The sequence below is a fragment of the Galbitalea sp. SE-J8 genome, from assembly GCF_030345695.1.
Classification (GTDB): Bacteria; Actinomycetota; Actinomycetes; order Actinomycetales; family Microbacteriaceae; genus JAUASV01.
Window position 1 is genome coordinate 12,158 of the sequence record NZ_JAUASV010000009.1, and the last position, 22,138, is coordinate 34,295.

At 72.5% G+C, this 22,138-nt stretch carries 22 protein-coding genes and 1 pseudogene; 4 read left to right on the plus strand and 19 right to left on the minus strand.

Annotated features, from left to right (window positions below):
* Positions 1–151: 151 nt before the first annotated feature.
* The 5 genes from QT381_RS07720 to QT381_RS07740 form a co-directional block, all read right to left on the minus strand.
* Positions 152–664 carry a hypothetical protein gene (locus QT381_RS07720; protein ID WP_289248290.1) on the minus strand — a complete coding sequence of 171 codons (513 nt, stop codon included), beginning with the start codon at positions 662–664 and terminating at the stop codon, positions 152–154.
* A 332-nt stretch (positions 665–996) separates the two neighbouring features.
* Positions 997–1,530, minus strand: coding sequence for a hypothetical protein (locus tag QT381_RS07725; protein ID WP_289248291.1), 534 nt, complete (start codon positions 1,528–1,530; stop codon positions 997–999).
* 491 nt (positions 1,531–2,021) lie between these two features.
* Entirely contained in the window at positions 2,022–2,567 is a 546-nt protein-coding gene (locus QT381_RS07730; RefSeq protein ID WP_289248292.1) for a hypothetical protein, read from the minus strand.
* Between the two features lie 48 nt (positions 2,568–2,615).
* Positions 2,616–3,512, minus strand: a complete 897-nt coding sequence (locus tag QT381_RS07735; RefSeq protein WP_289248293.1) for a tyrosine recombinase XerC — start codon at positions 3,510–3,512, stop codon at positions 2,616–2,618.
* A 34-nt stretch (positions 3,513–3,546) separates the two neighbouring features.
* The gene (locus QT381_RS07740) at positions 3,547–4,464 is read right to left on the minus strand and encodes a metallophosphoesterase (RefSeq protein ID WP_289248400.1); all 918 of its coding nucleotides are present in this window, start codon (positions 4,462–4,464) and stop codon (positions 3,547–3,549) included.
* Between the two features lie 248 nt (positions 4,465–4,712).
* On the opposite strand from QT381_RS07740, the pseudogene QT381_RS07745 reads away from it, so the two are divergent.
* A pseudogene (locus QT381_RS07745) lies at positions 4,713–5,936 on the plus strand (IS110 family RNA-guided transposase).
* Between the two features lie 39 nt (positions 5,937–5,975).
* Here QT381_RS07745 and dprA read toward each other — a convergent pair.
* From dprA to QT381_RS07765, 4 genes are all read right to left on the minus strand, one after another.
* Entirely contained in the window at positions 5,976–7,196 is a 1,221-nt protein-coding gene (gene dprA / locus QT381_RS07750) for a DNA-processing protein DprA (RefSeq protein WP_289248295.1), read from the minus strand.
* An 8-nt stretch (positions 7,197–7,204) separates the two neighbouring features.
* A complete protein-coding gene (locus QT381_RS07755) occupies positions 7,205–8,737 on the minus strand; it encodes a YifB family Mg chelatase-like AAA ATPase (protein ID WP_289248297.1) in 1,533 nt (510 codons plus the stop codon).
* The gene (locus QT381_RS07760; protein WP_289248298.1) at positions 8,737–9,096 is read right to left on the minus strand and encodes a YraN family protein; all 360 of its coding nucleotides are present in this window, start codon (positions 9,094–9,096) and stop codon (positions 8,737–8,739) included. The genes QT381_RS07755 and QT381_RS07760 overlap by 1 nt, the downstream gene beginning before the upstream one ends.
* A 163-nt stretch (positions 9,097–9,259) precedes the next feature.
* Positions 9,260–9,949: a PadR family transcriptional regulator gene (locus tag QT381_RS07765; protein WP_289248299.1), complete on the minus strand. Its 690-nt coding sequence runs from the start codon at positions 9,947–9,949 to the stop codon at positions 9,260–9,262.
* A gap of 222 nt (positions 9,950–10,171) precedes the next feature.
* On the opposite strand from QT381_RS07765, the gene QT381_RS07770 reads away from it, so the two are divergent.
* On the plus strand, positions 10,172–11,083 hold the full coding sequence (locus QT381_RS07770; RefSeq protein WP_289248300.1) for an EamA family transporter: 912 nt from the start codon (positions 10,172–10,174) through the stop codon (positions 11,081–11,083).
* A gap of 21 nt (positions 11,084–11,104) precedes the next feature.
* On the opposite strand, the gene QT381_RS07775 is transcribed toward QT381_RS07770, so the two are convergent.
* The 5 genes from QT381_RS07775 to QT381_RS07795 form a co-directional block, all read right to left on the minus strand.
* The gene (locus tag QT381_RS07775; RefSeq protein WP_289248302.1) at positions 11,105–11,428 is read right to left on the minus strand and encodes a DUF2469 family protein; all 324 of its coding nucleotides are present in this window, start codon (positions 11,426–11,428) and stop codon (positions 11,105–11,107) included.
* Between the two features lie 59 nt (positions 11,429–11,487).
* A complete protein-coding gene (gene rnhB, locus QT381_RS07780; protein ID WP_289248303.1) occupies positions 11,488–12,174 on the minus strand; it encodes a ribonuclease HII in 687 nt (228 codons plus the stop codon).
* The gene (lepB, locus tag QT381_RS07785) at positions 12,171–12,953 is read right to left on the minus strand and encodes a signal peptidase I (RefSeq protein WP_289248304.1); all 783 of its coding nucleotides are present in this window, start codon (positions 12,951–12,953) and stop codon (positions 12,171–12,173) included. Before lepB ends, rnhB begins: the two co-directional genes overlap by 4 nt.
* A gap of 132 nt (positions 12,954–13,085) precedes the next feature.
* Positions 13,086–13,433 carry a 50S ribosomal protein L19 gene (rplS, locus tag QT381_RS07790; RefSeq protein ID WP_289248305.1) on the minus strand — a complete coding sequence of 116 codons (348 nt, stop codon included), beginning with the start codon at positions 13,431–13,433 and terminating at the stop codon, positions 13,086–13,088.
* A 215-nt stretch (positions 13,434–13,648) separates the two neighbouring features.
* Positions 13,649–14,113, minus strand: a complete 465-nt coding sequence (locus tag QT381_RS07795; protein WP_289248306.1) for a hypothetical protein — start codon at positions 14,111–14,113, stop codon at positions 13,649–13,651.
* 43 nt (positions 14,114–14,156) lie between these two features.
* Here QT381_RS07795 and map point away from each other — a divergent pair, with 43 nt between their 5' ends.
* Positions 14,157–14,927 (plus strand): type I methionyl aminopeptidase, encoded by a 771-nt coding sequence (gene map, locus QT381_RS07800; RefSeq protein ID WP_289248307.1) that lies wholly within the window; start codon positions 14,157–14,159, stop codon positions 14,925–14,927.
* A 115-nt stretch (positions 14,928–15,042) separates the two neighbouring features.
* Here the strand turns inward: map and trmD are convergent, their stop codons facing one another.
* Genes trmD through rpsP form a run of 4 tightly spaced genes read right to left on the minus strand, consistent with a single transcriptional unit; the run spans position 15,043 to position 17,009 of the window.
* Complete coding sequence (gene trmD / locus QT381_RS07805; RefSeq protein WP_289248308.1) at positions 15,043–15,726, minus strand: tRNA (guanosine(37)-N1)-methyltransferase TrmD; 684 nt, start codon at positions 15,724–15,726, stop codon at positions 15,043–15,045.
* Between the two features lie 29 nt (positions 15,727–15,755).
* Positions 15,756–16,346, minus strand: coding sequence for a ribosome maturation factor RimM (gene rimM, locus QT381_RS07810; protein WP_289248309.1), 591 nt, complete (start codon positions 16,344–16,346; stop codon positions 15,756–15,758).
* Position 16,347: 1 nt separating this feature from the next.
* A complete protein-coding gene (locus QT381_RS07815; RefSeq protein ID WP_289248311.1) occupies positions 16,348–16,584 on the minus strand; it encodes an RNA-binding protein in 237 nt (78 codons plus the stop codon).
* A complete protein-coding gene (rpsP, locus tag QT381_RS07820; protein ID WP_289248313.1) occupies positions 16,581–17,009 on the minus strand; it encodes a 30S ribosomal protein S16 in 429 nt (142 codons plus the stop codon). The genes QT381_RS07815 and rpsP overlap by 4 nt, the downstream gene beginning before the upstream one ends.
* Before the next feature lie 277 nt (positions 17,010–17,286).
* Here rpsP and QT381_RS07825 point away from each other — a divergent pair, with 277 nt between their 5' ends.
* Positions 17,287–18,429, plus strand: a complete 1,143-nt coding sequence (locus QT381_RS07825) for a glutamate--cysteine ligase (RefSeq protein ID WP_289248314.1) — start codon at positions 17,287–17,289, stop codon at positions 18,427–18,429.
* 93 nt (positions 18,430–18,522) lie between these two features.
* On the opposite strand, the gene QT381_RS07830 is transcribed toward QT381_RS07825, so the two are convergent.
* Positions 18,523–22,041: a TM0106 family RecB-like putative nuclease gene (locus QT381_RS07830; protein WP_289248315.1), complete on the minus strand. Its 3,519-nt coding sequence runs from the start codon at positions 22,039–22,041 to the stop codon at positions 18,523–18,525.
* Between the last annotated feature and the right edge of the window lie 97 nt (positions 22,042–22,138).

Genomic DNA, 22,138 nt, shown 5'->3' on the forward strand with positions numbered 1-22,138 from the left:
GGCCGGGTCGCGTGTGAGGACGGTTTGGGCGTTTGAGGACGGATCAAACCGTCCTCAAACGCCCAAAGCGTCCTCACAGGCAGTCGAGCGCGGGCGTGCGCAGTCGAGCGCGAGCAAGCGCGGGTAAGTGCGGGCGTGTGCGGGCGTGTGTTCAGCAGCCGGGGCCGGCGGGGTTCTGTGTGCAGGATCCGTTCACGAGCACGGTGGATGCCGTGCCCACGAGCACGTCCCACTCCCCGGAGCGGACCGTCAACGTCCCCTCGACCGGTGTCCACGCCTGGACGCCCGCGAACCGGTACTCGGCACGGTAGATCACGTCCGCGACCACCTGCACCGTGCCCCGGCCCGCATACACGTGGCTCGAGTCGGTCGTGGTGAACTCGTCCTGCCCGAGCGTGCGCCAGCTGCCGCCCGCCGTCACCGTGTCGAGCACCACACCGTCGCCGAAGTCCCACCGCCACGACAGACCCGTGAACCGCACCTGCACCGCGGCACCGAACAACACCCCGGATGCCGTCACCGGTGCCGGGGCCCCGTACGCGTTCATCGGCAACCCCACCAGGGCCCACCCCTCCGGCTCCAGGAACACCACCCCACGGCCCGGCGCGAACCGGGCCACATCCGACAGCGTCACCACCACCCCACCCGTGTCCTCATCCGACACGTGCTCCCCACACACATCCGCCCCCGGATCCACCGGCCACGAATACACACAGTCATTCCCCAACAGCGCCGGAGCCGCCGACACGTCGCTCGAGTCGATCGGCGACGCCGTTCGACCACCGCCACTCTTGCCAGGGAGTTGCGTCGAACGGTTCTCCTCGGCGTGCGTGCGAAGCGACTCATCGATTCGAACGACAGTGGCGTCGGTGTGTGCGCTCACAGCACACAGGCCCGCTTCGCGCATCAAATCGGTGCAGAGCTCATGCGCTGGGGCTCCCGACACCGGACCGGTAAGTGCGCCGAGCACGAATGTGGCAACCGCGGCGCCGACGCCTAGCAAATGGCCGCGCCGGTCCATTGGTCCAACCCGTCGACGACGAGAACTCCGCCCTCGACGACAAGATGCACCAGGGTGTCTTGCCGCTCTGGAGTGCCGCTCGCTACGGCCGAGACGCCGTTCTCGTCCACAAGATCGCTGTCGGTGTTGTCGACGCACACGTGTATGGCCGCCGAGGTGGGGCCGTCAGCCTGCAGCGACGCGTGGTCGAAGCTGGCGCTTCCGACTTTCTTGACGCCGACGCTTCGAAGCGCCTCGGCTCCCGCCTTCTCGCGCTCGAACAGGGCTTCGGAGACATACGGGCGCATCGTCTCGACGGCCTCGCCGCCTGCCCGCGCCATGGCGTCCGACGCGACCAGGTACGCCGAGAAGGCAGCGGTTGCCTGTTCCAGCGATATCGACGACGAGATGCGCGTCGGCCGCGACGGGATCGGCTCCGGGTCGGCCGTGACGCTCGCGCATCCGCTGAGAAGCGCGATTACGACGAGGACCGTCCACGATCGCGTTCGCATGGCGACGAAGGTAGGCAACCGCATCCGTTCGCGCACGCGGTTTCCACATCCGCGGTGTCGCGGCGGCGCCGGTCGCGTCTGAGGACGCTTTGGGCGTTTGAGGACGGTTTGAACCGCCCTCAAACGCCCAAAGCGTCCTCAGACCCAGGCGAGTGCGGGCGAGTGCTCCCCACACACATCCGACCCCGGATCCACCGGCCACGAATACACACAGTCATTCCCCAACAGCGCCGGAGCCGCCGAACCCATCGAGGAACTCGCCGAGCCGCTACCACCTTGGAGCGTGGTGCCGCCCGGCGAGCTCGAGCCCTCATCACTACGGCTTGACTCATCGCGCGACGTTCTCAAGGAACCCGTCAGGTCCACTTCTCGTCCGTCGGAGCGAGCGTCGAGCTCGGGGCAGAGCCCCGCCCGCGCGAGTGCCTGCGCGCAGCTTGGATCCGCGGGAGCGCCGGCCGCACGTGCCGCGGTCGGAGCGAGCAGCGCGAGCGCCACAACCGTCGCCGCGGTCAGCACACGGATTGTCCGGACCACAGGTTCAATCCGTCCACTCGCAGTTGCGTACCCTGGCGCACGAACGTGACGACGACCGATTGCCGATCCGGAGTGCCCTCCTTCACCGCTGAGTGGCCGTCGGCGTCAGTGAGGTGCGTTTCTGAACCGTCCAGGCAGAGATACGCCACCATCTCGGATTGGTCGCTCCGCTGCACCGTGAATCCGTCGAACGTCGTCGCTCCGTCCTGGTGGACGCCCGCTTCTTTGAACGCGGTCGCGGCTCTCTGCTCGACGACGAGCATCCTGGGCGTCACATACGGCTTCACGGGCGACGCATCGCCGCGCTCGGCGACGGCCACGGAGTCGCTCGCGATGAGATACTGGGCGAAGACGGCTTGGGCCTCGTCCGCCGAGACCGCCGCAGGCGTCGAAGCGTGCGACGCCGAGGTCTCGACCGGGGGGCGCGCCCCATCCGAGCACGCCGCGAGAATGAGCGCCAAGACGATCGCCGCTGACGCTGTCCATCCCACGCGCATGGCGACGAAGGTAGGCAACCGCATCCGTTCGCGCCTACGGTCTCCACATCCGCGCCGGGCCGCATCCGTGGATCAGGCTCGGGGGTGGGCGCGCGCGTAGCTCTCGAGCAGGCGCTCCGTCGAGACGTGCGTGTAGATCTGCGTGGCGCCGAGGCTCGCGTGGCCGAGGAGCTCCTGCACGGCGCGGAGATCCGCCCCCCCGTCGAGCAGGTGGGTCGCCGCGGTGTGACGGAGCGTGTGCGGACCGGACGGGCCCGCGCTCGGCAGATCGACGAGCAGCCCCGCGATCATCTCGTAGACCGTGCGGCTGCCGACCCGTGCCGCCCGGGTGTTGAGGAACAGCGCGTCGGAGGAAGCGCCCAGTTCGTCGCGGGCGACGAGCCAGCGCTCCAGCGCTCGGCGGGCCGGCACCCCGAACGGCACCACGCGCTCCTTCGCACCCTTGCCGAGCACGCGCACCGTCATCCGTTCGAAGTCGACGTCGGGCAGGTCGAGCCCGGCGAGCTCGCTCACGCGCAGCGCCGAGGCGTAGAGCACCTCGACGATCGCGAGATCGCGCACGGCCATCACGTCGCCGCCGGCGGCGCGCGCCTCGAGCCCCGCCAGCAGCCCGTCGATCTGGGCGCGGGTGACGACTCGCGGCAGGCGGTGCTCCCTCTTCGGGGTGCGCAGGCGCGCACCGGCGTCCGCGGGCGTGCGGCCGGTGCCGGACAGCCAGTGCGTGAACGCCCGCGCCGCGGAGGAGCGCCGGGCGAGGGTCGCCGAGGAGAGTCCCTGCTGCGAGGAGCGCCACATCCAGCCGCGCAGCAGCTCCAGGTCGAGCTGCGCGACATCCGTCACCCCGGTCTCGTCGGCGAACGCGGCGAGCGCCGCCAGGTCGGACCGGTACGCCCGCGCGGTGAGCGCGCTCAGCCCGCGCTCGACGACGACGTGCTCGATGAAGCCGTCGATCTCGTCCGCGATGCCCACCCGACCATCGTGACGGATCGGCGGCATCCGTCGGCTACTCCGCGCCGCGATTGAACGTGGAATCCTTCCGGCTGAATGCCTCCGTGCGCTCCTCGGGCGTCATCGCCTCGATGCGCGAGCGAGCGGATGCCGGGAAGCTCGACGTCTCGGGCTGGTCGACGAGCGGCACGGCGGTGTGCACGATGCGGTCGTCGTAGACGTGCACCATCGAGATCGCCTGGTTCGCATCGACCCCGGAGATGAGCCGGTCGGGCGTCGCGAGGGCCATCGTGTAGCAGGTCGCGGCCGCGACGCTCACCGGGATGCCCGCGAACGTCGAGTGGGTGCTGTAGTGCAGGTGGCCGCCGAGGATCGCCCGCACGTCCGTGCCGCGCACGACGTCGGCGAGCGCGCCCTGGTCGAACAGCTCGAGCATCGCCATCGCCGGCATGAGCGGCACCGGGACCGGCGGATGGTGCACCGCTATGACCGTGCCGTGCGGCGCCGGGGTGGCGAGCACGCCGCGCAGCCAGTCGAGCTGCGACGAGTCGAGCGCGCCGTGGTGGTAGCCGCGCACCGTCGTGTCGAGCGAGACGATGCGCAGGCCGTCGAGGTCGTGCACGCGATCCTGCGGCGCCGAGGTCGGTTGCTCGCCGAACAGCTCGGCCGCGTAGGGTTCGCGCTCGTCGTGGTTGCCCATCACCCAGATCACCTCGGCGCCGATGGCGGCCGCCGCCGGTTCGACGATGGAGCGCAGGCGGCGGTAGGCGTCCGGCTCGCCGAGGTCGGCGAGGTCGCCCGTGAACACGAGCGCCTGCGGCAGCGGATCGAGGTGGCGCAGCATCGTCACCGCGCGCTCGAGGTGCGCCACGGTGTCGACCGCGCCGTGCAGCGGCGCCCCGCCCGCGAGCAGGTGCGGATCGCTGAGGTGGGCGATCGTGTGGGTGGGCGCGCCGTACTGGCCGAGCAGCATCACGGCGCCAGCCTAATGGGGGTGCATTGCGTGGTCCTGTGGGCCAGTGTGGTGTCCGAGTCCGCCAGCGGGTGAGCACTCTCGCAGCCTGACCCTTCGAGGTCTACGTCTAGATCGTGCCCCCGCTGGTTGGTGAGGAAGCGGTGATGGCTGCTGGGATGACGTGCTTCGAGCACTGAACCATTAGGGCGCTGCGGGCTTCCTCCAGGGACGCGTCATTGATCAGGGTGAGCGAAGGGAGCGGGACGATGTTGTTCCTTGGTGATGACTAGGCGGAGGCCCATCACGACATCGAGCTGCAGGACGGGCAGGGTGCGGTACTGGCCCGGCATCGACTGCCGGAAGGAGTGGCTGGCCTGGCGCGGTTGCATGCGCTGATCGCGGATCATCTCGACGAGGACGATGGCCCGGAATCGGTGTTGGTGGGGATCGAGACGGATCGGGGCGGGTGGGTGCAGGCTCTGATCGGAGCTGGGTACACGGTGTATCCGATCAACCCGCAGCAGTCTGCCCAATACCGGCTACGGCACTCGACATCGGGCGCGAAAAGCGACCCGGGAGATGCGCACGTGCTCGCGGAGATCGTCCGTACCGACCGTGATCATCACAGGCCCGCGACCGGGGACAGTGATCTCGTCGAGGCTGTGAAGGCACTGGCGAGGGCGCATCAGACGATGATCTGGTCGCGACAGCGGCAGGCCAACCAGCTGCGGTCGATGCTGCGGGAGTTCTACCCGGCCGCGTTGACCGTGTTCAGCGATGACCTCGCCGGGCGAGACGCCCTCGCGGTCCTCGCCGCCGCGCCAACTCCGACTGCCGGTCGGGCGCTGACCCGGGCCCGACTGGTCTCGGTGCTGCGCCGGGCAGGACGGCAACGCAACCTCGAGCACCGCGCCGCAGAGGTCCTCACCCCGCTGCGGTCCGAGCAGCTCGAACTGTCCGACCCGGTCGCGGCCGCCTACGGCTCCGCGGTCACCGCGATCGTGACGGTGCTGACCGCGATGACCGGCCAGATCGCCGCGCTGGAAGCGGAGGTCGAGTCGTGTTTTGGTCGGCACCCGGACGCTGAGATCATCACCAGCCAGCCCGGCCTGGGGACAGTCCTCGGCGCGAGGGTGCTCGCCGAGTTCGGAGACGACCCCGACCGCTTCGCCGACGCGAAAGCACGCCGGAACTACGCCGGCACCAGCCCCATCACCCGCGCGTCCGGCACCCGCCGCGTCGTGCTCGCCCGCTACGCCCGCAACCGACGCCTCGCCGACGCCCTGCACCAACAGGCGTTCTGCGCCCTCAGCACCTCACCAGGCGCCCGAGCGTTCTACGACGCGCACCGCGCCGCCGGCGCGACACATCACACCGCACTCCGAGCACTCTCGAACCGGCTCGTCGGGATCCTCGACGGCTGCCTCCGCCACCACACCCGCTACGACGAAACCATCGCCTGGGCACACCGACATGCCCTCGCCGCTTGACAAACCACGCCCCTGGGATATCTAGGCGCGCGCCGTACCTCACGCGCGGCGCCAGCCGTCGGGAGTCTCGCGCGCGCGCCCGTCGAGGGCGAGCAGACCGAGGATCGCCTGCGCCCGCGCGACGGCGAGCCCCGATCGCACCGCGACGTCGTGCGGCGTGCGGGACGAGCGCGGCGCGAGCGCGTCGAGCACGCGGATCTCGTCGGAGGTCGGCTCGGCCGCATCCCGCGCCCCGTCCGGCCGCTCCGGATAGAGGTCGAGCTGCGCGGGGCCGACGAGCGGGGCGAGCTCGGCCATCTCGGCGGCGGTCGTCACGAGGGTCGCCCCGAACTCCCGGACCAGCCGGTGGCATCCCGCCGACGTCGCGCTCGTCACCGGCCCGGGCACGGCGCCGAGCGGACGCCCGAGAGCGGATGCGTGCGCCGCGGTGTTGAGGGATCCCGACCGCCAGCCCGCCTCGAGCACGACCGTCGCGCTGCTCGCCGCCGCGATGAGTCGATTGCGCTGCAGGAAGCGCCACTTGGTCGGCGGCACGCCGCACGGCACCTCGGAGGCGACCGCCCCCACGCGCGCGATGCGGGTGAGGAGGTCGTCGTGCCCGCTCGGATAGAACCGGTCGACGCCGCCCGCGAGGAACGCGACCGTGCGCCCGTGCGTCGCGAGGGCCGTGCGATGCGCGACCCCGTCGATGCCGTACGCCGCGCCCGACACGATCGTGTAGCCGCGTTCGACGAGCCCCGCGCTCGCGTCGACCGTGACGTGCTCGCCGTATCCGGTCGAGGCACGCGCGCCGACGAGCGCGAGGCCCCGTGCCGACGACGCGAGCACGTCGGGGTCGCCGCGCACCCAGAGCGCGACCGGGGCGTGCGACCCGAGATCGTCGACGCCCTCGGGCCAGCCCGGATCGCCGGGGATCACCAGGTGCGCGTTGAAGCGGGCGGCCTGTCGCAGCCAGCGCAGCACGTCGGCCGCGATCACACGCGGCTGCCAGCGGGCCACGGCTTCCGCCGCCCGCTCATCGGTGAGATCGGCCGCTGCGGCGAGCTCGCTCGCGGACGGGCGGCGCAGCAGCAGCTCGAGCGCGCCGGTCGCACCGAGCGCGCCGACGAGCGCTCCCGCGTCGCCGTCGCCGGGTTCGGCGATCCCGGTCCACGCGGCGCGGGCGAAGGCCTCGCGCACCGCGGCATCACCGAGGCCGGGGCGCCGTACCGCGGCGACGAGCGAGCGCACCTCGGTGCCGTCGATTCCGAACATGGTCATGGTGCCTCCTAGATCGCTCGGCGGAAGTACAGGGCGCGGCCGACGTGGTCGATGCCGGGGCGGGATGCCTCGTCGAGGTCGGCGAGCGTCCACGCCACCCGCAGGATGCGGTCGTAGCCGCGCATGGTGATCGCGCCGCGTTCGAGCGCTCGGTCGATCGGCGCCGTCGCCGACGCCGGCAGACGGATGCTGTCGGAGCGGAACCACACGCCGGGCACCTCCGAGTTGATGCGCCACGGGGTGCCGTGCAGTCGCTCGGCGGCGCGCGCCCGCGCGGCGATGACGCGCTCGCGCGCGGTCGCCGAGTCGAGGCGTCCCCCGCGTTCGGTCGCGAGCGCGAGCTGGCCCGCGGTCACCCGGGTGATGTGGAGCTGGATGTCGACACGATCGAGCAGCGGGCCGGACAGCCGGGCGAGGTAGCGCCGTCGCGCGAACGGGGTGCACGAGCAGTCGGCGTCCTTCGCGCCCCACTGCCCGCACGGGCACGGGTTCGCGGCGAGCACGAGCTGGAACGCGCCCGGGAACTGCGCGACCGCCTTCGCGCGGTGGATCGTGATCGTGCCCGACTCGAGCGGCTGACGGAGCGCGTCGAGCGCGACGGCCGCGAACTCGGGCGCCTCGTCGAGGAAGAGCACCCCGCGCGAGGCGCGCGCTGCGGCGCCCGGCCGGATGACGCCGCTGCCTCCCCCGATGAGCGAGACCGCCGAGGCGGTGTGGTGCGGCTGCTCGAACGGCGGCCGGTCGTCGAGGGTCGCGCCGACGGGCAGGCCCGCGAGCGACCGCAGCGAGGCGACCTCGAGCGCAGCCTCGCCGTCGAGCGGGGGCAGGATCGTGGGCAGGCGCGATGCGAGCATCGTCTTGCCCGCGCCGGGCGGCCCGAGCAGGAAGACGTGGTGCCCGCCGGCCGCGGCGACGACCATCGCGTCGATGGCGTCGTCGTTGCCGATGATCTCGGCGAGATCGCCCTCGGGCGCGCCGCGCTCCTCGGACGGTGCGCCGAGCACGGGATCGACCGGCTCGGGATCGAGCTGTGCGCCGTGCCAGATCGCCGCCTCGCGCAGGCTTGCGACGCCGACCACCCGCACGCCGGGCACGAGCGATGCCTCGTGCGCGTTGGCGGCCGGCACCATCACGGTGCCGACGCCCGCGCGCCGGGCCGCGGCGACCGCGGGAAGCACTCCGGCGACCGGGCGCACGCGCCCGTCGAGCCCGAGCTCGCCGATGTGCACGACCCGGTCGAGCGACTCGGCGGGCACCGCGTCGTCCGCCGCGAGCGCCGCGAGCGCGATCCCGAGATCGAATCCGGAGCCGTGCTTCGGCAGCGACGCGGGCGAGAGGCCGACCGTGATCCGGTGGTGGCTGAGCGGCAGCCCGGCGTTGGTCGCCGCCGCCCGCACGCGATCCTTGGCCTGGGCGAGCGCGGCATCCGGGAGCCCGATGAGGGCGAATTGCGGCAGCCCGGCCGCGATGTCCGCCTCGATCTCGACGAGGGCGCCGTCGAGCCCGAGCATGGCCACCGAACGGGTGCGACCGACGGCCATCAGGCCACCCCGGCGAGGTGCTCGATGACGGCGTCGCCGCCGGGCGGGGCGATGATCGCGACGGCGTCGATGCGCAGGCCGCCGGCGACCTCGGGATGCGCCGCGCGCCACAGCCCGGCGAGCCGTCGCAGCCGGGCGAGCTTGGCGGGCGTGATCGCCTCGAACGGATGCCCGAACGCGACGCTCGACCGGGTCTTGACCTCCGCGATGACGATCGTCGTCGCGTCGCGCGCGACGATGTCGATCTCGCCGTGCGGCGGGCAGCGCCAGTTGCGCTCGACGATGACGAGACCCGCGCCCTCCAGGTAGGCGGTGGCCAGGTCTTCGCCGCGTCGGCCGAGATCGTCTTTGCGTGCCATGGCGCAGAAGGATGCGACGCCCCGCCGACGGCGCCGGGCCGAACGGGGCGTGCCTGTGCGCGGCCGCGCGGAATCCGTCCTGGGGAGGAGCGCCGGGCCTCACGCGACGGATGCCCGACCGCGCGAGGCGATCGGGCATCCGTGGCTCCTGGCTCGGCCGGCGCTACTCCGCGAGGATCGCGTAGAGCGCCTTGCGGGCGTCGTCGAGCACGCCGGCGGCGCGCTCGCGCTGCTCGGCGCTGGCGCCGAAGCGCAGCTGGCCGACGGCGGCCATGAGCTTGCCGACGCTCTCGCCGAGCCCGGCGTCGCGCTCGGCCTGCTCCTGGCTCGACGCCCAGACCGCGGCGAGCTCGTCGGCGTGCTCCGCGACGTAGGCGCGCCCCGCATCCGTGAGCTGGAACTCCGTGCGGCGTCCCTCGCCGGTCGCCTCGACGAGCTCCTCGTCGACGAGCTGCTGCAGCGTCGGATAGACGGAGCCGGGGCTCGGTGTCCAGGTGCCGCCGCTGCGCTCGCCGATGGCCTTGATGAGGCCGTAGCCGTTGGCGGCCGCGTCGCTCAGCAGGGACAGGATGGCGAGGCGCACGTCGCCGCGGCGCTTGCGGTGCGGGCCGGGTCCGAAGCCGCGGGGCCCGAACCCGCCCGGGCCGAAGCCCGGCCCGAAGCCGCCGGGGCCGAAGCCCGGGCCGTGGCCGTCGCGACCGAAGCCGCCGAAGCCGGGGTGACGGCCGAGTGCCGGTCCGTCGAAGCCGTGGCCGCGGCCGCCGAGCTGCTCACGCAGGGCGGCGACGCGCGGGTCGTGGTGTCGGCGGAACGGGCCTGCGCCGAATGCGGCGCGGTTCTGTGAGTCCTTCATGAGGATCCCCTTCCGTTGGGATGACATCGCCGAATGTCGGCGATGCAGTAACGATATATCGGTAGAACCGGGCTGTCAACCCCGCGCCGATCGGGCGACCAGCGGGCGACCAGCCGGCGGGGCCGGGGCTGTCAACCCCCCGCCGATCGGGCGACCACGGGGCGACCAGCCGGCGGGGATTGGCCCGCGACCGCGACCGCCCCCGTCGCGTTGGATGGTGCGGTGACCCGTCGCCACACCCTGCTCGCGCTGCTCGTCGTGCTCATCTGGGGCGTCAACTTCCTCGCGATCGACGCCGGGCTCGCGCGGGTGCCGCCGCTGCTCTTCGTCGCGGTGCGGTTCCTGCTCGTCTGCATCCCCGCGGTGCTGCTCGTGAAGCCGCCGCGCATCCGCTGGTGGAAGGTGCTGCTCGTCGGCGCGTTCCTCAGCCTCGGGCAGTTCACGCTGCTCTACCTCGCCATGGGGCTCGGCCTGCCGCCCGGCCTCGCCTCGCTCGTGCTGCAGGCGCAGGTCGTCTTCACGGTGCTCGCGAGCGCGCTCGTGCTGCGGGAGCGCCCGAGCGCCCGCGGCTGGGTCGGCATCGCGGTCGGCGTCGCGGGCCTCGCCACCGTCGCGGTCTCGCGCTCGGGTGCGGGCCTCGGCGTGCTGCCGCTCGTCGTCGCGCTCGGCGCGGCCCTGTGCTGGGGCATCGGCAACACCGTGAGCCGCTGGTCCGGCCCCGCGGGCGGCTCGGCGCTCAGCCTCGTGGTGTGGTCGGGTCTCGTCGTGCCGGTCCCGGCAGCGGCGCTGTCGCTCGCGGTCGACGGACCGGATGCCGTGGTCGCCGGGCTCGCGCAGTTCGTCGCCTCGCCCGCACCGATCCTCTCCACGCTCTACACCGTCGTGCTCGGCTCGCTCGTCGGCTACACGATCTGGAACGGGCTGCTCAGCCGGTACCCCTCGGCGAGCGTCGCGCCGTTCACGCTGCTCGTGCCCGTCGTCGGCATCGCCGCGGCGTGGCTCGTGAAGGGCGAGGCGCCGACCGTCCTCGAGCTCGTCGGCGGCGTGGTCATGGTCGCGGGACTCGCGATCGCCACCCTGCGGATGCGGCGGCCGGCGGCATCCGTTCCCGTGGCCGTGCCGATCAGCGACTGATCGCGCCGGCGCGCGGCCCGCTCACTCGTCGAGCGCGAGCTCCTTGGGCAGCTCGAGCTCCTTCGAGCTGAGCTCCTCGACGTTGACGTCCTTGAAGGTGAGCACGCGCACGTTCTTGACGAAGCGGTCGGCGCGGTACACGTCCCACACCCACACGTCGTTCATCGTCAGCTCGAAGTAGAAGTCGTGCTCGGTGTCCTGCCGCACGAGCTCGACCTCGTTGGCGAGGTAGAACCGCCGCTCGGTCTCGACCACGTACCGGAACTGCCCGACGACATCGCGGTACTCCTTGTAGAGAGCCAGTTCGACCTCGCGGTCGTAGTCCTCGAACTCGTCCTCATCCATCGTGCCGACGAGTCTAGTTGCCGGGCCGGACGCCCGCCGACCCGGTGTGAGCGAGCGGCTCAGACCGCCTCGTCGTCGAGGCCGAGGTCGAAGGCCAGCTGCTCGGCGCTCCGCGGATGCAGCCACGTCGCTCGGTGCAGAGCGTGCGGGCCGTGCTCCGCGATCGCCGCGTAGTGCGCCGCCGCCGCATACCCCTTGTTCGCCGACCAGCCGTAGACCGGCGCGTCGGCGTGCGCGGCGATCATCAGCCGGTCGCGGTGCACCTTCGCGAGAACGGATGCCGCGGCCACGGCCGTGCAGTCCTGGTCGGCCTTGATGCGGGTGTGCACGGGCAGCCGCGGCTCGAGGGCGGCCGACAGGTAGTCGTGGTTGCCGTCGAGCAGCACGACCGCCTCGGCGAGCACGAGCGGGTCGAGCCGCGCGATGGCGCGAGCGCCGGCGAGCCCGAGGGCGCGGATGATGCCGACCTCGTCGATCTCCGCCGCCGTCGCGAGACCCACGGCCGAGTGGATCGCCCAGCGCTCGACGAGCGGATGCAGCGCCTCGCGCCGCTTCTCGCTGAGCAGTTTCGAGTCGCGCAGGCCCGCGGGCGCCGACCGCATCCGGTGCTCGACGACGGCGACCCCGACCGCGACGGGACCGGCGATCGCGCCGCGGCCCACCTCATCCGCGCCGATGACGTAGCGCGCGCCGGCCCGGTGCAGGGCGAGCTCCGCGCGACGGGTCGGATCGACGACGGGCGTCATTTCGAGCCCTGGGTGTCCGAATCCTCGACGTTGCGGAACACGGCCGGGTAGTCGTCGAGCCAGGCCCAGCGGCTCACCGGCCAGCTGATGAGCACGGCCCGGCCGACGACGTTCTTGATCGGCACGAACACGTTCGAGTCGCCGTTCTCGTAGTGGTACGCCGAGTCGGCCGAGTGGTAGCGGTTGTCGCCCTCGACCCAGAGGTAGCCCGTGGGCACCGTGACGTCGAAGTGCGAGTCGGCCGCGTCCTGACCCGGGTCGACGTTGACGTAGGGCTCCTGGATCGGCACGCCGTTGACCCGCAGGTAGCCGGACGTGTTGCAGCACGACACCTCGTCGCCGGGCAGGCCGATGACGCGCTTGATGAGGTGGTCGTTGCTGTCCGGGGCGGCGAGGCCGACGACGCCGAGCACGTTCTCGACGACCTTCTGCACGTCGGACCGGGTGTCGGGCTCGGGCGTGAGCCAGCCGCCCGGGTCGGTGAACACGACGACGTCGCCGCGTTCGATCGGCATCACGTCGGGCACGAGCTCGTTGACGATGATGCGGTCGTTCACCATCAGCGTGTTCTCCATCGACGGAGACGGGATGTAGAAGCTGCGGACCAGGAAGGTCTTGATGAGGAAGGAGATGACGATCGCCGCGACCAGGATGAGGGCCACATCCCGCAGGAACAGTGCGAAACTGCGGGACCGGGAGCGCTTCGGCGTCTCGGGCTGATCGCCCTCGAGCGACGAGGCCTCGCCGTCGTCGCCGGTCGTGGTCGGTGAGTCAGTCATGGAACCTCTGCGCGCTCGTCGTGCGCGCCCGTCAACGGCCGCACTCCCCGCCCAGTGTATGCGGCGGGGAGTGCGGGAAAGCCTGGGAAGCGCCGCTACGCGTCGCGCGCGGCGCGCGTCGGAAGCGGTCCGCTACGCGTCGCGCTTCTCCTTGATCTTGGCCTTCTTGCCGCGGAGCTCGCGCAGGTAGTAGAGCTTCGCGCGGCGCACGTCGCCGCGCGTGACGACCTCGATGTGGTCGATGATCGGCGAGTGCACCGGGAAGGTGCGCTCGACGCCGACCTGGAAGCTGACCTTGCGCACCGTGAACGTCTCGCGCACGCCCTCGCCGGAGCGGCCGATGACGACGCCCTGGAAGACCTGCACGCGCGAGCGCGTGCCTTCGATGATGTTGACGTGCACCTTGACGGTGTCACCCGCGCGGAACTCGGGGATATCGCTGCGCAGGCTGGCTGCGTCGACGGCGTCGAGGATGTGCATGGCGGATTCGCTCTCTGCGGCAGCACACAGGTCCACCGCGGTTCGGTAAGTCGAGAAGGGGGTGCCCGGCGTGACACGGCTCCCCTGTGGCAGAGCCGTGCCGGAGCACAAGGAGCCATTGTGCCAGATGCGGCACCCCACCCGCTACCGCGGGCTGAGGACCACGGCACGCCGCCGCGGGCCGCCGACCACGGCACGCCGCCGCGGGCCGCCGATCACGGGGACGGCGGACGGATGACGTACACGTCCGCGTCGGGACGGCGCCGCATCGCGTCCCGCACCCGCGGGTCGACGCCGTCGACGAACGCCCGCACGCGCGCCCGCGCCTCCGCGACGAACTCGTAGAGCGCGAGCCAGAACCACGCGAGCACGAGCAGCACGGCCGGCACGACGGCGAAGGGCGAGGTCGTGACGCCCGCCGCGGCGAGCGCGACCGTGACGCCGAGCAGCACCGCGGCATCCGCCCATGACGTCGCGCGCGCGAGCCGCGAGCTGCGCCGCGCGACCACGAGCGCCGCGCCGACGCCGAGCACGACGAACAGCACGAAGCTCACGACGATCGTCGCGAGCACGTCGGTCGCGCCGTCCGCGGCCACGACGCCGCGGGCGATCAGCAGCCAGGTGGGCAGCACGACGACGAGCGGCAGGAGCGCGAGATACGCGGCACGGCGGAGCACCATGGGCCGAGGGTAGCCTCGGGAGTCGAGTGAAAGCAGGGAATCGGTGATCGAGCTCAGGACCCCCGCCGAGATCGAGCAGATGCGCGCGGCAGGCACGTTCGTGGCATCCGTTCTCGAGGCCACCCGCGACGCGGCCGACGTGGGCGTCGACCTGCTCGACCTCGACCGGCTCGCGCACCGGATGATCCGCGAGCGCGGAGCCGAGAGCTGCTACATCGACTACCACCCGTCGTTCGGCGCGTCCCCGTTCGGCAAGGTCATCTGCACCTCGGTGAACGACGCGGCGCTGCACGGGCTGCCGCACCGCTACCGCCTGCGCGACGGCGACCTGCTGTCGCTGGACTTCGCGGCATCCGTCGACGGCTGGGTGGCCGACTCGGCGCTGTCGTTCGTCGTCGGCACGCCCCGCGACGAGGACGTCGCGCTCATCGACACCGTCGAGCGCGCGCTCGCCGCCGGCATCACGGCCGCGGTCGTCGGCAACCGGCTCGGCGACATCTCGGCCGCGATCGGCGGCGTCGCCCACGCGGACGGCTTCAGCGTCAACACGCAGTTCGGCGGGCACAGCGTCGGGCACGAGATGCACGGCGACCTGCACCTGCCCAACGACGGCCGCCCGGGCCGCGGCCTGCCGCTGCGCGCCGGGCTCGTCATCGCGATCGAGCCGTGGCTCATGCTCGGCACCGACGAGATCTACACGGATGCGGACGGCTGGACGCTGCGCAGTCGCGACGGCTCACGCGCGGCGCACGTCGAGCACACCGTCGCGATCACGGATGACGGCCCGCTCATCCTGACTGCTCGCCGGGCCTGAAGCCGCGCACGTTCGGCGGTAGAAGCTGCAAACGGACGGCGTTGTAACGCCCGCCGTTAGACCCCAACTCCGCCGATGGTGCGCGGATCTACCGCCGAACGGGAGGGAGCGGAGGCTAGTCGGGCGGGAGCAGGTCGGGGCGCACGCGGCGGGTGCGCTCGAGCTGCTGCTCGCGGCGCCACGAGGCGATCGCTCCGTGGTTGCCGCTGAGCAGCACGGGCGGCACCTCGCGCCCGCGCCAGAGCGCGGGCTTCGTGTAGCTCGGGTACTCGAGCAGACCGTCCTCGTGGCTCTCCTCGTCGAGCGACGCCGGGTTGCCGATGACGCCCGGCACGAGCCGGCCGACCGCCTCGATGATCGCCATCGCGGCGACCTCGCCGCCGTTGAGCACGTAGTCGCCGAGGCTCACCTCGAGCACCCGCGCCCGCGTCGAGGCGTCATCGATGACGCGCTGGTCGATGCCCTCGTACCGCCCGCAGGCGAAGACCAGGTGCGATTCGGCCGCGAGCTCGCGGGCCAGCGCCTGGGTGAAGCGCGTGCCGGCCGGGCTCGGCACGATGACGACCGCGGCATCCGTCAGCACAGCGTCGAGCGCCTCCCCCCACGGCTCGGGACGCATCACCATGCCCGCCCCGCCGCCGTACGGGGTGTCGTCGACCGTGCGGTGCCGGTCGTGGGTGTGTTCGCGCAGGTCGTGCACGCGCACGTCGAGCAGGCCCGAGCTGCGCGCCCTGCCGACGAGCGACACGTCGAGCACCCCGAAGAACCCGGGGAAGATGCTGATGACGTCGATGCGCACGGGGTTCAGCGTAGGCGGCGGAGCGGGGCTCAGTCGTCCGTCGGAGCGGGAGCGGACGGGCCGGCGCCGTCGTCGTCGGGCAGCTCCTCGAACAGCCCAGCGGGCGGCGTGACGGTCACGGTTCCCGCGGCGATGTCGACGCTCGGCACGATCGCCTTGACGAACGGCACGAGCACCTCGCCGGTCGCCGTCGCGACGACGAGCAGGTCCTGCGCCGGGAAGTGGTCGACCCGGGCGACCCGGCCGACGCCCTGGCCGTCGCGCACGACGGCGAGGCCGACGAGCTGGTGGTCGAACCAGGCGTCCTCCTCCTGAGGCTCGTCGTCGTCGACGTCGACCCACAGGATGGCGCGCACGAGCGACTCGGCCGCCGTCCGGTCGGCCACGCCCTCGAAGAACGCGACCGGACTGCCGTTGTAGTAGCGCAGCTCGGTCAGCTCGAGGCTCTTGCCGTGCCACGGCGACTCGCGCGGCACCTGCAGCGAGAACGAGGCACCGGGCACGAAACGGCGGTCCGGGTCATCCGTGAACAGCTCGAGCTTGAGCGCGCCCTTGAGCCCGTGCGCCTTGAGGAGCCGGCCGACGCGGAGGCGCGTCGGAGCGTCGGATGCGGTGGCCACCTCAGTCGTCGAGCACGTCGACGCGGATGCGGCGACCGTCGGCGAGGGCGGACACGAGCGTGCGGAGGGCCTTCGCCGTTCGGCCGGCGCGACCGATCACGCGGCCCAGGTCGTCGGCGTGCACGCGAACCTCGAGCACGTCACCGCGCCCGGACGTGCGCTCGACGACCTGCACCTCGTCCGGGTGATCGACGATCCCCCGGACGAGGTGCTCGAGAGCGGGAGCGAGAGTGCTCACGCCTCGTCGGCGGCCTCGGCGGCCGGCGCCTCGGCGACGGGTGCGGCCTTCTCGGCCTTCGGCCCTTCGGCAGGCTCGGGACGGCGCTTGAGCACGGGCTTCTTCTTCTCGTCCGCGACGAAGGCGACCGGCGCCTCCTTGGTCTTCACCGTGCTGACCGCGTTCTTGTCGCCCTTGAACCTGCCCCAGTCGCCGGTGAGCTTGAGGATCGCCTCGACCTGCGGGGTCGGCTGGGCGCCGACGCCGAGCCAGTACTGGGCGCGCTCCGAGTCCACCTCGATGAACGACGGCTCCTCGGTGGGGTGGTACTTGCCGATCTCCTCGATCGCCCGACCGTCGCGCTTGCTGCGCGAGTCGGCGACGACGATGCGGTAGTAGGGCGCGCGGATCTTTCCGAAGCGCTTGAGACGAATCTTGACAGCCACAATTCTCCTGATGACGTGTGTGTGTTGGTGGCGAACCGCTGGCCGTGAGCGTGGGGGCACACTCGGCACGAAAGCTCTGAGTCTTGGTTACTCGGGGTGGAGTCGCCGGATCGGATAGAGGGTCGGACCGCGGCGGAACCCGATCGTCCATTGTGCCAGATTTCCCGGGGGCCGCGTAACCCGCCGCGGGACGGCATCCGTTCTCCGCCCGGTCCGCTCCGTTACGCCCGGCGCGTGACGTGCCGACGTCGCCCCCCGCGGATGCCAGACTCACCGCATGGCCGTCGACTTCGCCCCGTCGCAGCGCAGCACCGTGGGCATCGAGTGGGAGCTCATGCTCGCCGATCCGGCGACCGGGGAGCTCGTCGGACGGGGCCCCGAGGTGATCGAGCGGGTCGCGGCATCCGTCGATCCGGAGGCGCGCCACACGATCACCGCGGAGCTGCTCACCAACACGGTCGAGGTGACGAGCGGCGTGGGCCGCGACGTGAGCGAGGCGGTCGACGACATCGCCGCGGCGATCGCCGCCGTGCGCGCGGCCACCGATCCGCTCGGCGTCGAGCTGATGTGCGCCGGCAGCCACCCGTTCGCGCAGTGGTACGAGCAGGCGGTCACCGACAAGACGCGCTACCACACCCTCATCGAGCGCACCCAGTGGTGGGGTCGGAACATGATGATCTGGGGCGTGCACGTGCACATCGGCGTCGAGGATGCGCGCAAGGTGATGCCGCTCGTCGGCGCACTGACCGCGACGCTCCCGCACCTGATCGCGCTCACCGCGTCGAGCCCGTTCTGGGCGGGCGAGCGCACCGGGTACGCCTCGAACCGCTCGCTCGTGTTCCAGCAGCTGCCGACCGCGGGGCTGCCCTGGACGCTGCCCGACTGGCCGGCCTACGAGGAGTACCTCGACGACATGGTGCGCACCGGGATCATGCACGATGCGACCGAGGTGCGCTGGGACATCCGTCCGGCGCCGCGCTGGGGCACGATCGAGGTGCGCGCGTTCGACGGCATGTCGACGCTGCCCGAGCTCGCCGCCGTCGCGGCGCTCACGCAGTCCCTCGTCGAGCGCTACTCGCGCGACCTCGACGCGGGCCGCGCGCTGCCGACGCTGCCACCCTGGTACCACCGGGAGAACAAGTGGCGCGCCGCGCGCTACGGCCTCGAGGCGGACGTCATCATCGACCGCCGTGGCCGGGAGCGGCCCGTGCGTGCGCACCTGGACGAGCTCGTCGACGAGCTGCTGCCGGTCGCGGCCGAGCTCGGCTGCGCGTCCGAGCTGCTCGGCGTGCGCACCACGCTCGCGACCGGCGCGAGCTACCAGCGGCAGCTCGCGGTGGCGGATGCCGCGGGCGGCGACCTGCGCGCGGTCGCCCGGCACCTCATCCGGGAGTTCCGCGCCCCCATCCAGTCCGTGTGAGGACGTTTTGCGCGTGTGAGGACGGCCCGGGCCGTCCTCACACGCGCAAAACGTCCTCACACGGACTGGCTGGGGGCAGCCGAGGGGGCGGGGTCACACGGGGTCGACGAGGGTGAGGAACGCGCTCAGCTCCGCGACCTGCTCCGGGCGGTGCGGCAGGTGCTCGGCGAGCCCCGGCGAGTAGACCAGGAACGCCGCCCACTGCGCCCGCGAGATCGCGACGTTGAGCCGGTTGCGGTTGATGAGGAAGTCCATGCCGCGCGGCACGTCCGCGGCGCTCGACGCGGCGAGGCTCGTGATCGACACGACCGCCTCCCGGCCCTGGAACTTGTCGACCGTGCCGACCTGCACCCCCGTCAGCCCGACGGCGTCGAGGGCGTCGCGCAGCAGGGCGACCTGCGCGTTGTACGGCGTCACGACGATGACGTCCGCCGGCCCGAGCGGCTCGCGCACGCGCGGCGGATCGAGCGTCGGATCGGACCACGGGGTGCCGATGAGCGCCAGGGCGAGGCCGACCACGGCATCCGCTTCCTCGGGCGACTCCGTGCTGCGTCCCTCGTGCGGCACGGGCACCGCCTGCAGACCCGGCGTCACGCCCTCGAGCGAGCGCGTCGCGGTGCACGGATGCGCGCGCAGGGCGCCCTCGTACGCGAGACGCGACACGGGCGCGGTGACGGCCGTGTGCATCCGCCGGGACTCGGCCAGGAAGTAGCCGAGCTCGGGCGGCAGCACGCGGTGCTCGTCGCTCACGAAGCCGAGCGCCGAGCCGTCGACCGGCGCGGGGTGGATGCCCTGGCTCACCTGCGGCAGCTGCTGCGGGTCGCCGAACAGCAGCAGGTTCCGCGCCGCGGACGCCACGGCGATCGTGTTCGCGATCGAGAACTGACCGGCCTCGTCGATGACGAGCAGGTCGAGGCTGCCGGGGCGCACGCGGGCCGGGTTCGTGAGGTCCCACGCGGTGCCGCCGACGACGTAGCCGCGGGCCGCGCGCTGCGCCTGGAAGATCGCGTACCCGTCGCGCTCGAGCACCGTGAAACGGGCCGTCGCATCCGCCGTCGACTTGCCGACGAGGTCGGGGTCGAGCCCGGCCGCGACGACGCGCTCGAGCACGTGCTCGACGACCGCGTGCGACTGCGCGACGACCCCGACGCGCCAGCCGTGCTCCGCGACGAGCCGGCGGATGACGTGCGCGGCCACGTAGGTCTTGCCCGTTCCGGGCGGGCCCTGCACCGCGAGATACGACCGGTCGAGGTCGAGCAGCGACGCGACGAGCGCGTCGACGGATGCGTCGGGCGAGGCGAGCGGCGCGAGCGCGCCCGAGCGGGTGCGCGGCGGCGTGCGCCGCAGCAGGTCGGTGACCGGACCGAGCGGGAACGCGGGCGCCGCGTCGATGAGCGACTGCCCCCACGACTCGATCGCGGCGACGAGCTTGTCGGCGCGCGGCGGCGACGCCGGGGTGAGCGCCACGGGAACGGTGCGCCACGGCTGCACGTCGGGCGGGCAGGTCTCGTCGACGATCACGGACCCGTCCGCGAGCTCCTCGACGACGCGCACGCCGCGGTACGGACGCGATCCGGGCTTCGCGCCGCGCACCCGGAACGGTCCCGGGTGGTCGTAGACCGCGAACGGCTCGTTCGACACCCTGCTGCCGGGCGCCCACTCCCCCGCGAGCCGTAGCCGGCGCGCGGCCAGGCGCGCCCGCGGCGGCACGTGCCAGTCGTCGAGCACCTCCGCGCGCTCGACGCGCAGCACGTCGCGCGTGTTCGCCCAGTCGTCGATCGGGTCGGCGAGACGCGAGTAGTGCGCCCACCAGAACGCCTTGTTCTCGCGGCGGTGGTAGTCGATCGCGGCCGACGCGAGGGCGTAGGCCGCCTCATCCGCCGACCGCTCCCGGAACGGCTCGCCCGCGAGCACGGCGAGGGCCTGCGCCGTCTCGCTCGGCTCGTCGCGGGCGACCTCGTCGGGGTCGTAGTCGTCGAGCGAGCCGGGCGCGACGCCGCGCTCGGCGGCGAGCGAGAGCATCCAGTCGCGCAGCCGGTGCGTCGACACGACGTCGTAGCGGTTGTAGTCCGCGATCTCGGCGAGCAGGCGCTCGGCCACGGCATCCGCGCCCGCATCCCGCGCCGCACGGAACGCGACGTACTGCTCGATCGACGCGACGGCGCTCGTCACGCCCTCCTCGTCGCGCAGCTCGTCGCCCATGTAGATCGGCTCGAGCTTCTTGATCGAGTACGACCGGGTGCCGATGCGCAGCGCCTTGCGCACGATCGGGTAGAGGTCGACGAGCACGTCGTCGCGCAGCAGGTCGTCGACATCGGCCTCGCCGACCCCGTGCCGCGCGGCGATCGACAGCAGGTGGGTGCGCTCGTAGGCCGCGTAGTGGTAGATGTGCAGGCGCGGATGCCGCTGCCGCCGCTCGCGGATGAACGCCAGGAAGTCGAGCAGCGCCCGGCGCTCCTCGCGCAGGTCATGCGCCCAGAACGCTCGGAACCCCTCGTCGGGGCCGCACAGTCCGAACAGGTAGTCGATGCCCCACTCGGTGCCCGCGCCGGCGGCACCCCCGCCGCCCGGGCGCGGCTCGGCGTACAGCGGGTCGCCCTCGAAGTCGAAGAACACGTCGCCCTCGTCGGGCACCGGGATCGCACCCAGCTCGGCGGCGGAGAACACCTCGACGGGCGGCGGCGCGCCGACCGCGCGGGCGAGCTGAGCCCGCGCCTGCAGGCGCAGCGACGCGAGGCCCGTCGTCGTGATGCCCTCGACGGCCGCGCTCGACGGCAGCTCCGCCAGCTCGTCGATCGTGCGGATGCCGGCGCCCAGCAGGTGCGCGCGCTGCGTGCCGCGCATGCCCGCGACGAGGAACAGGTCGCGCGCCGCCTCCAGCTCCGCCGCGCAGAAGTCGCAGTGCCCGTCGGCCGCGTAGCGCGGGTCGAGCCAGGGCGCCGCGGTCGCGGTCGGCTCGGCGAGGCGCTCCGCGACGATCGCGTCGAGGCGCGCCTTGCGCCGCCGGTAGACGGGGGCGATGTCGGCGACCGAGTGCGCGCTCGTCGTGCCGTCGCCGAGCAGCAGCTCGACGGTGTCGTCGACCGGCACCCCGTTCCGCTCGAGCTGCTCATGGTAGGCCGCGAGCTGGAGCAGCGCGGTCACCTTCGCCCGCCGGGCGAGCTTGGTGTCCTGCACGCGGTAGCGGCCGGAGGGCTGCCGCACGATGAAGTCCGCGAACCCGATGAACGGCGAGAGCGCGCCCGTTCGGCCGACACCGGCCGGCGCCGTCTCGCTCGCGAACGTCGCCTGGAACACGACCGGCGCCCCGGCCGCGAAGCCCGCGAGCGTGGCGGCCACGGCATCCGTCACCTGCTGCGCGTCGCGCACGTCGGGCCGCTCGATCTCGACGACGCCGGGGCCGAACTCGGCGCGGTAGGCATCGAGCTGGTGCCGCTCGTGCACGTCGCCGAGCGCCCCCGCCCGCACGAGCATCGGGTCGTCGGGCACGGCGAGCGCCTCAATGCGGCCGAGCTTCGCGTCGAGGGTGCGCACGAACGCGAACTCGCACTGCGACGCGACGGTCAGGTCGCTCGCGCTCGTGACGACCGCGCCATCCGCTCGAACGAACATGGGCCGACCCTACCCAACGCTGAGGGGACGCATCCTGTCGGAATCGCACCCGGGATTCCGACAGGATGCGTCCCCTCAGCGACCAGGGCACCCAGGG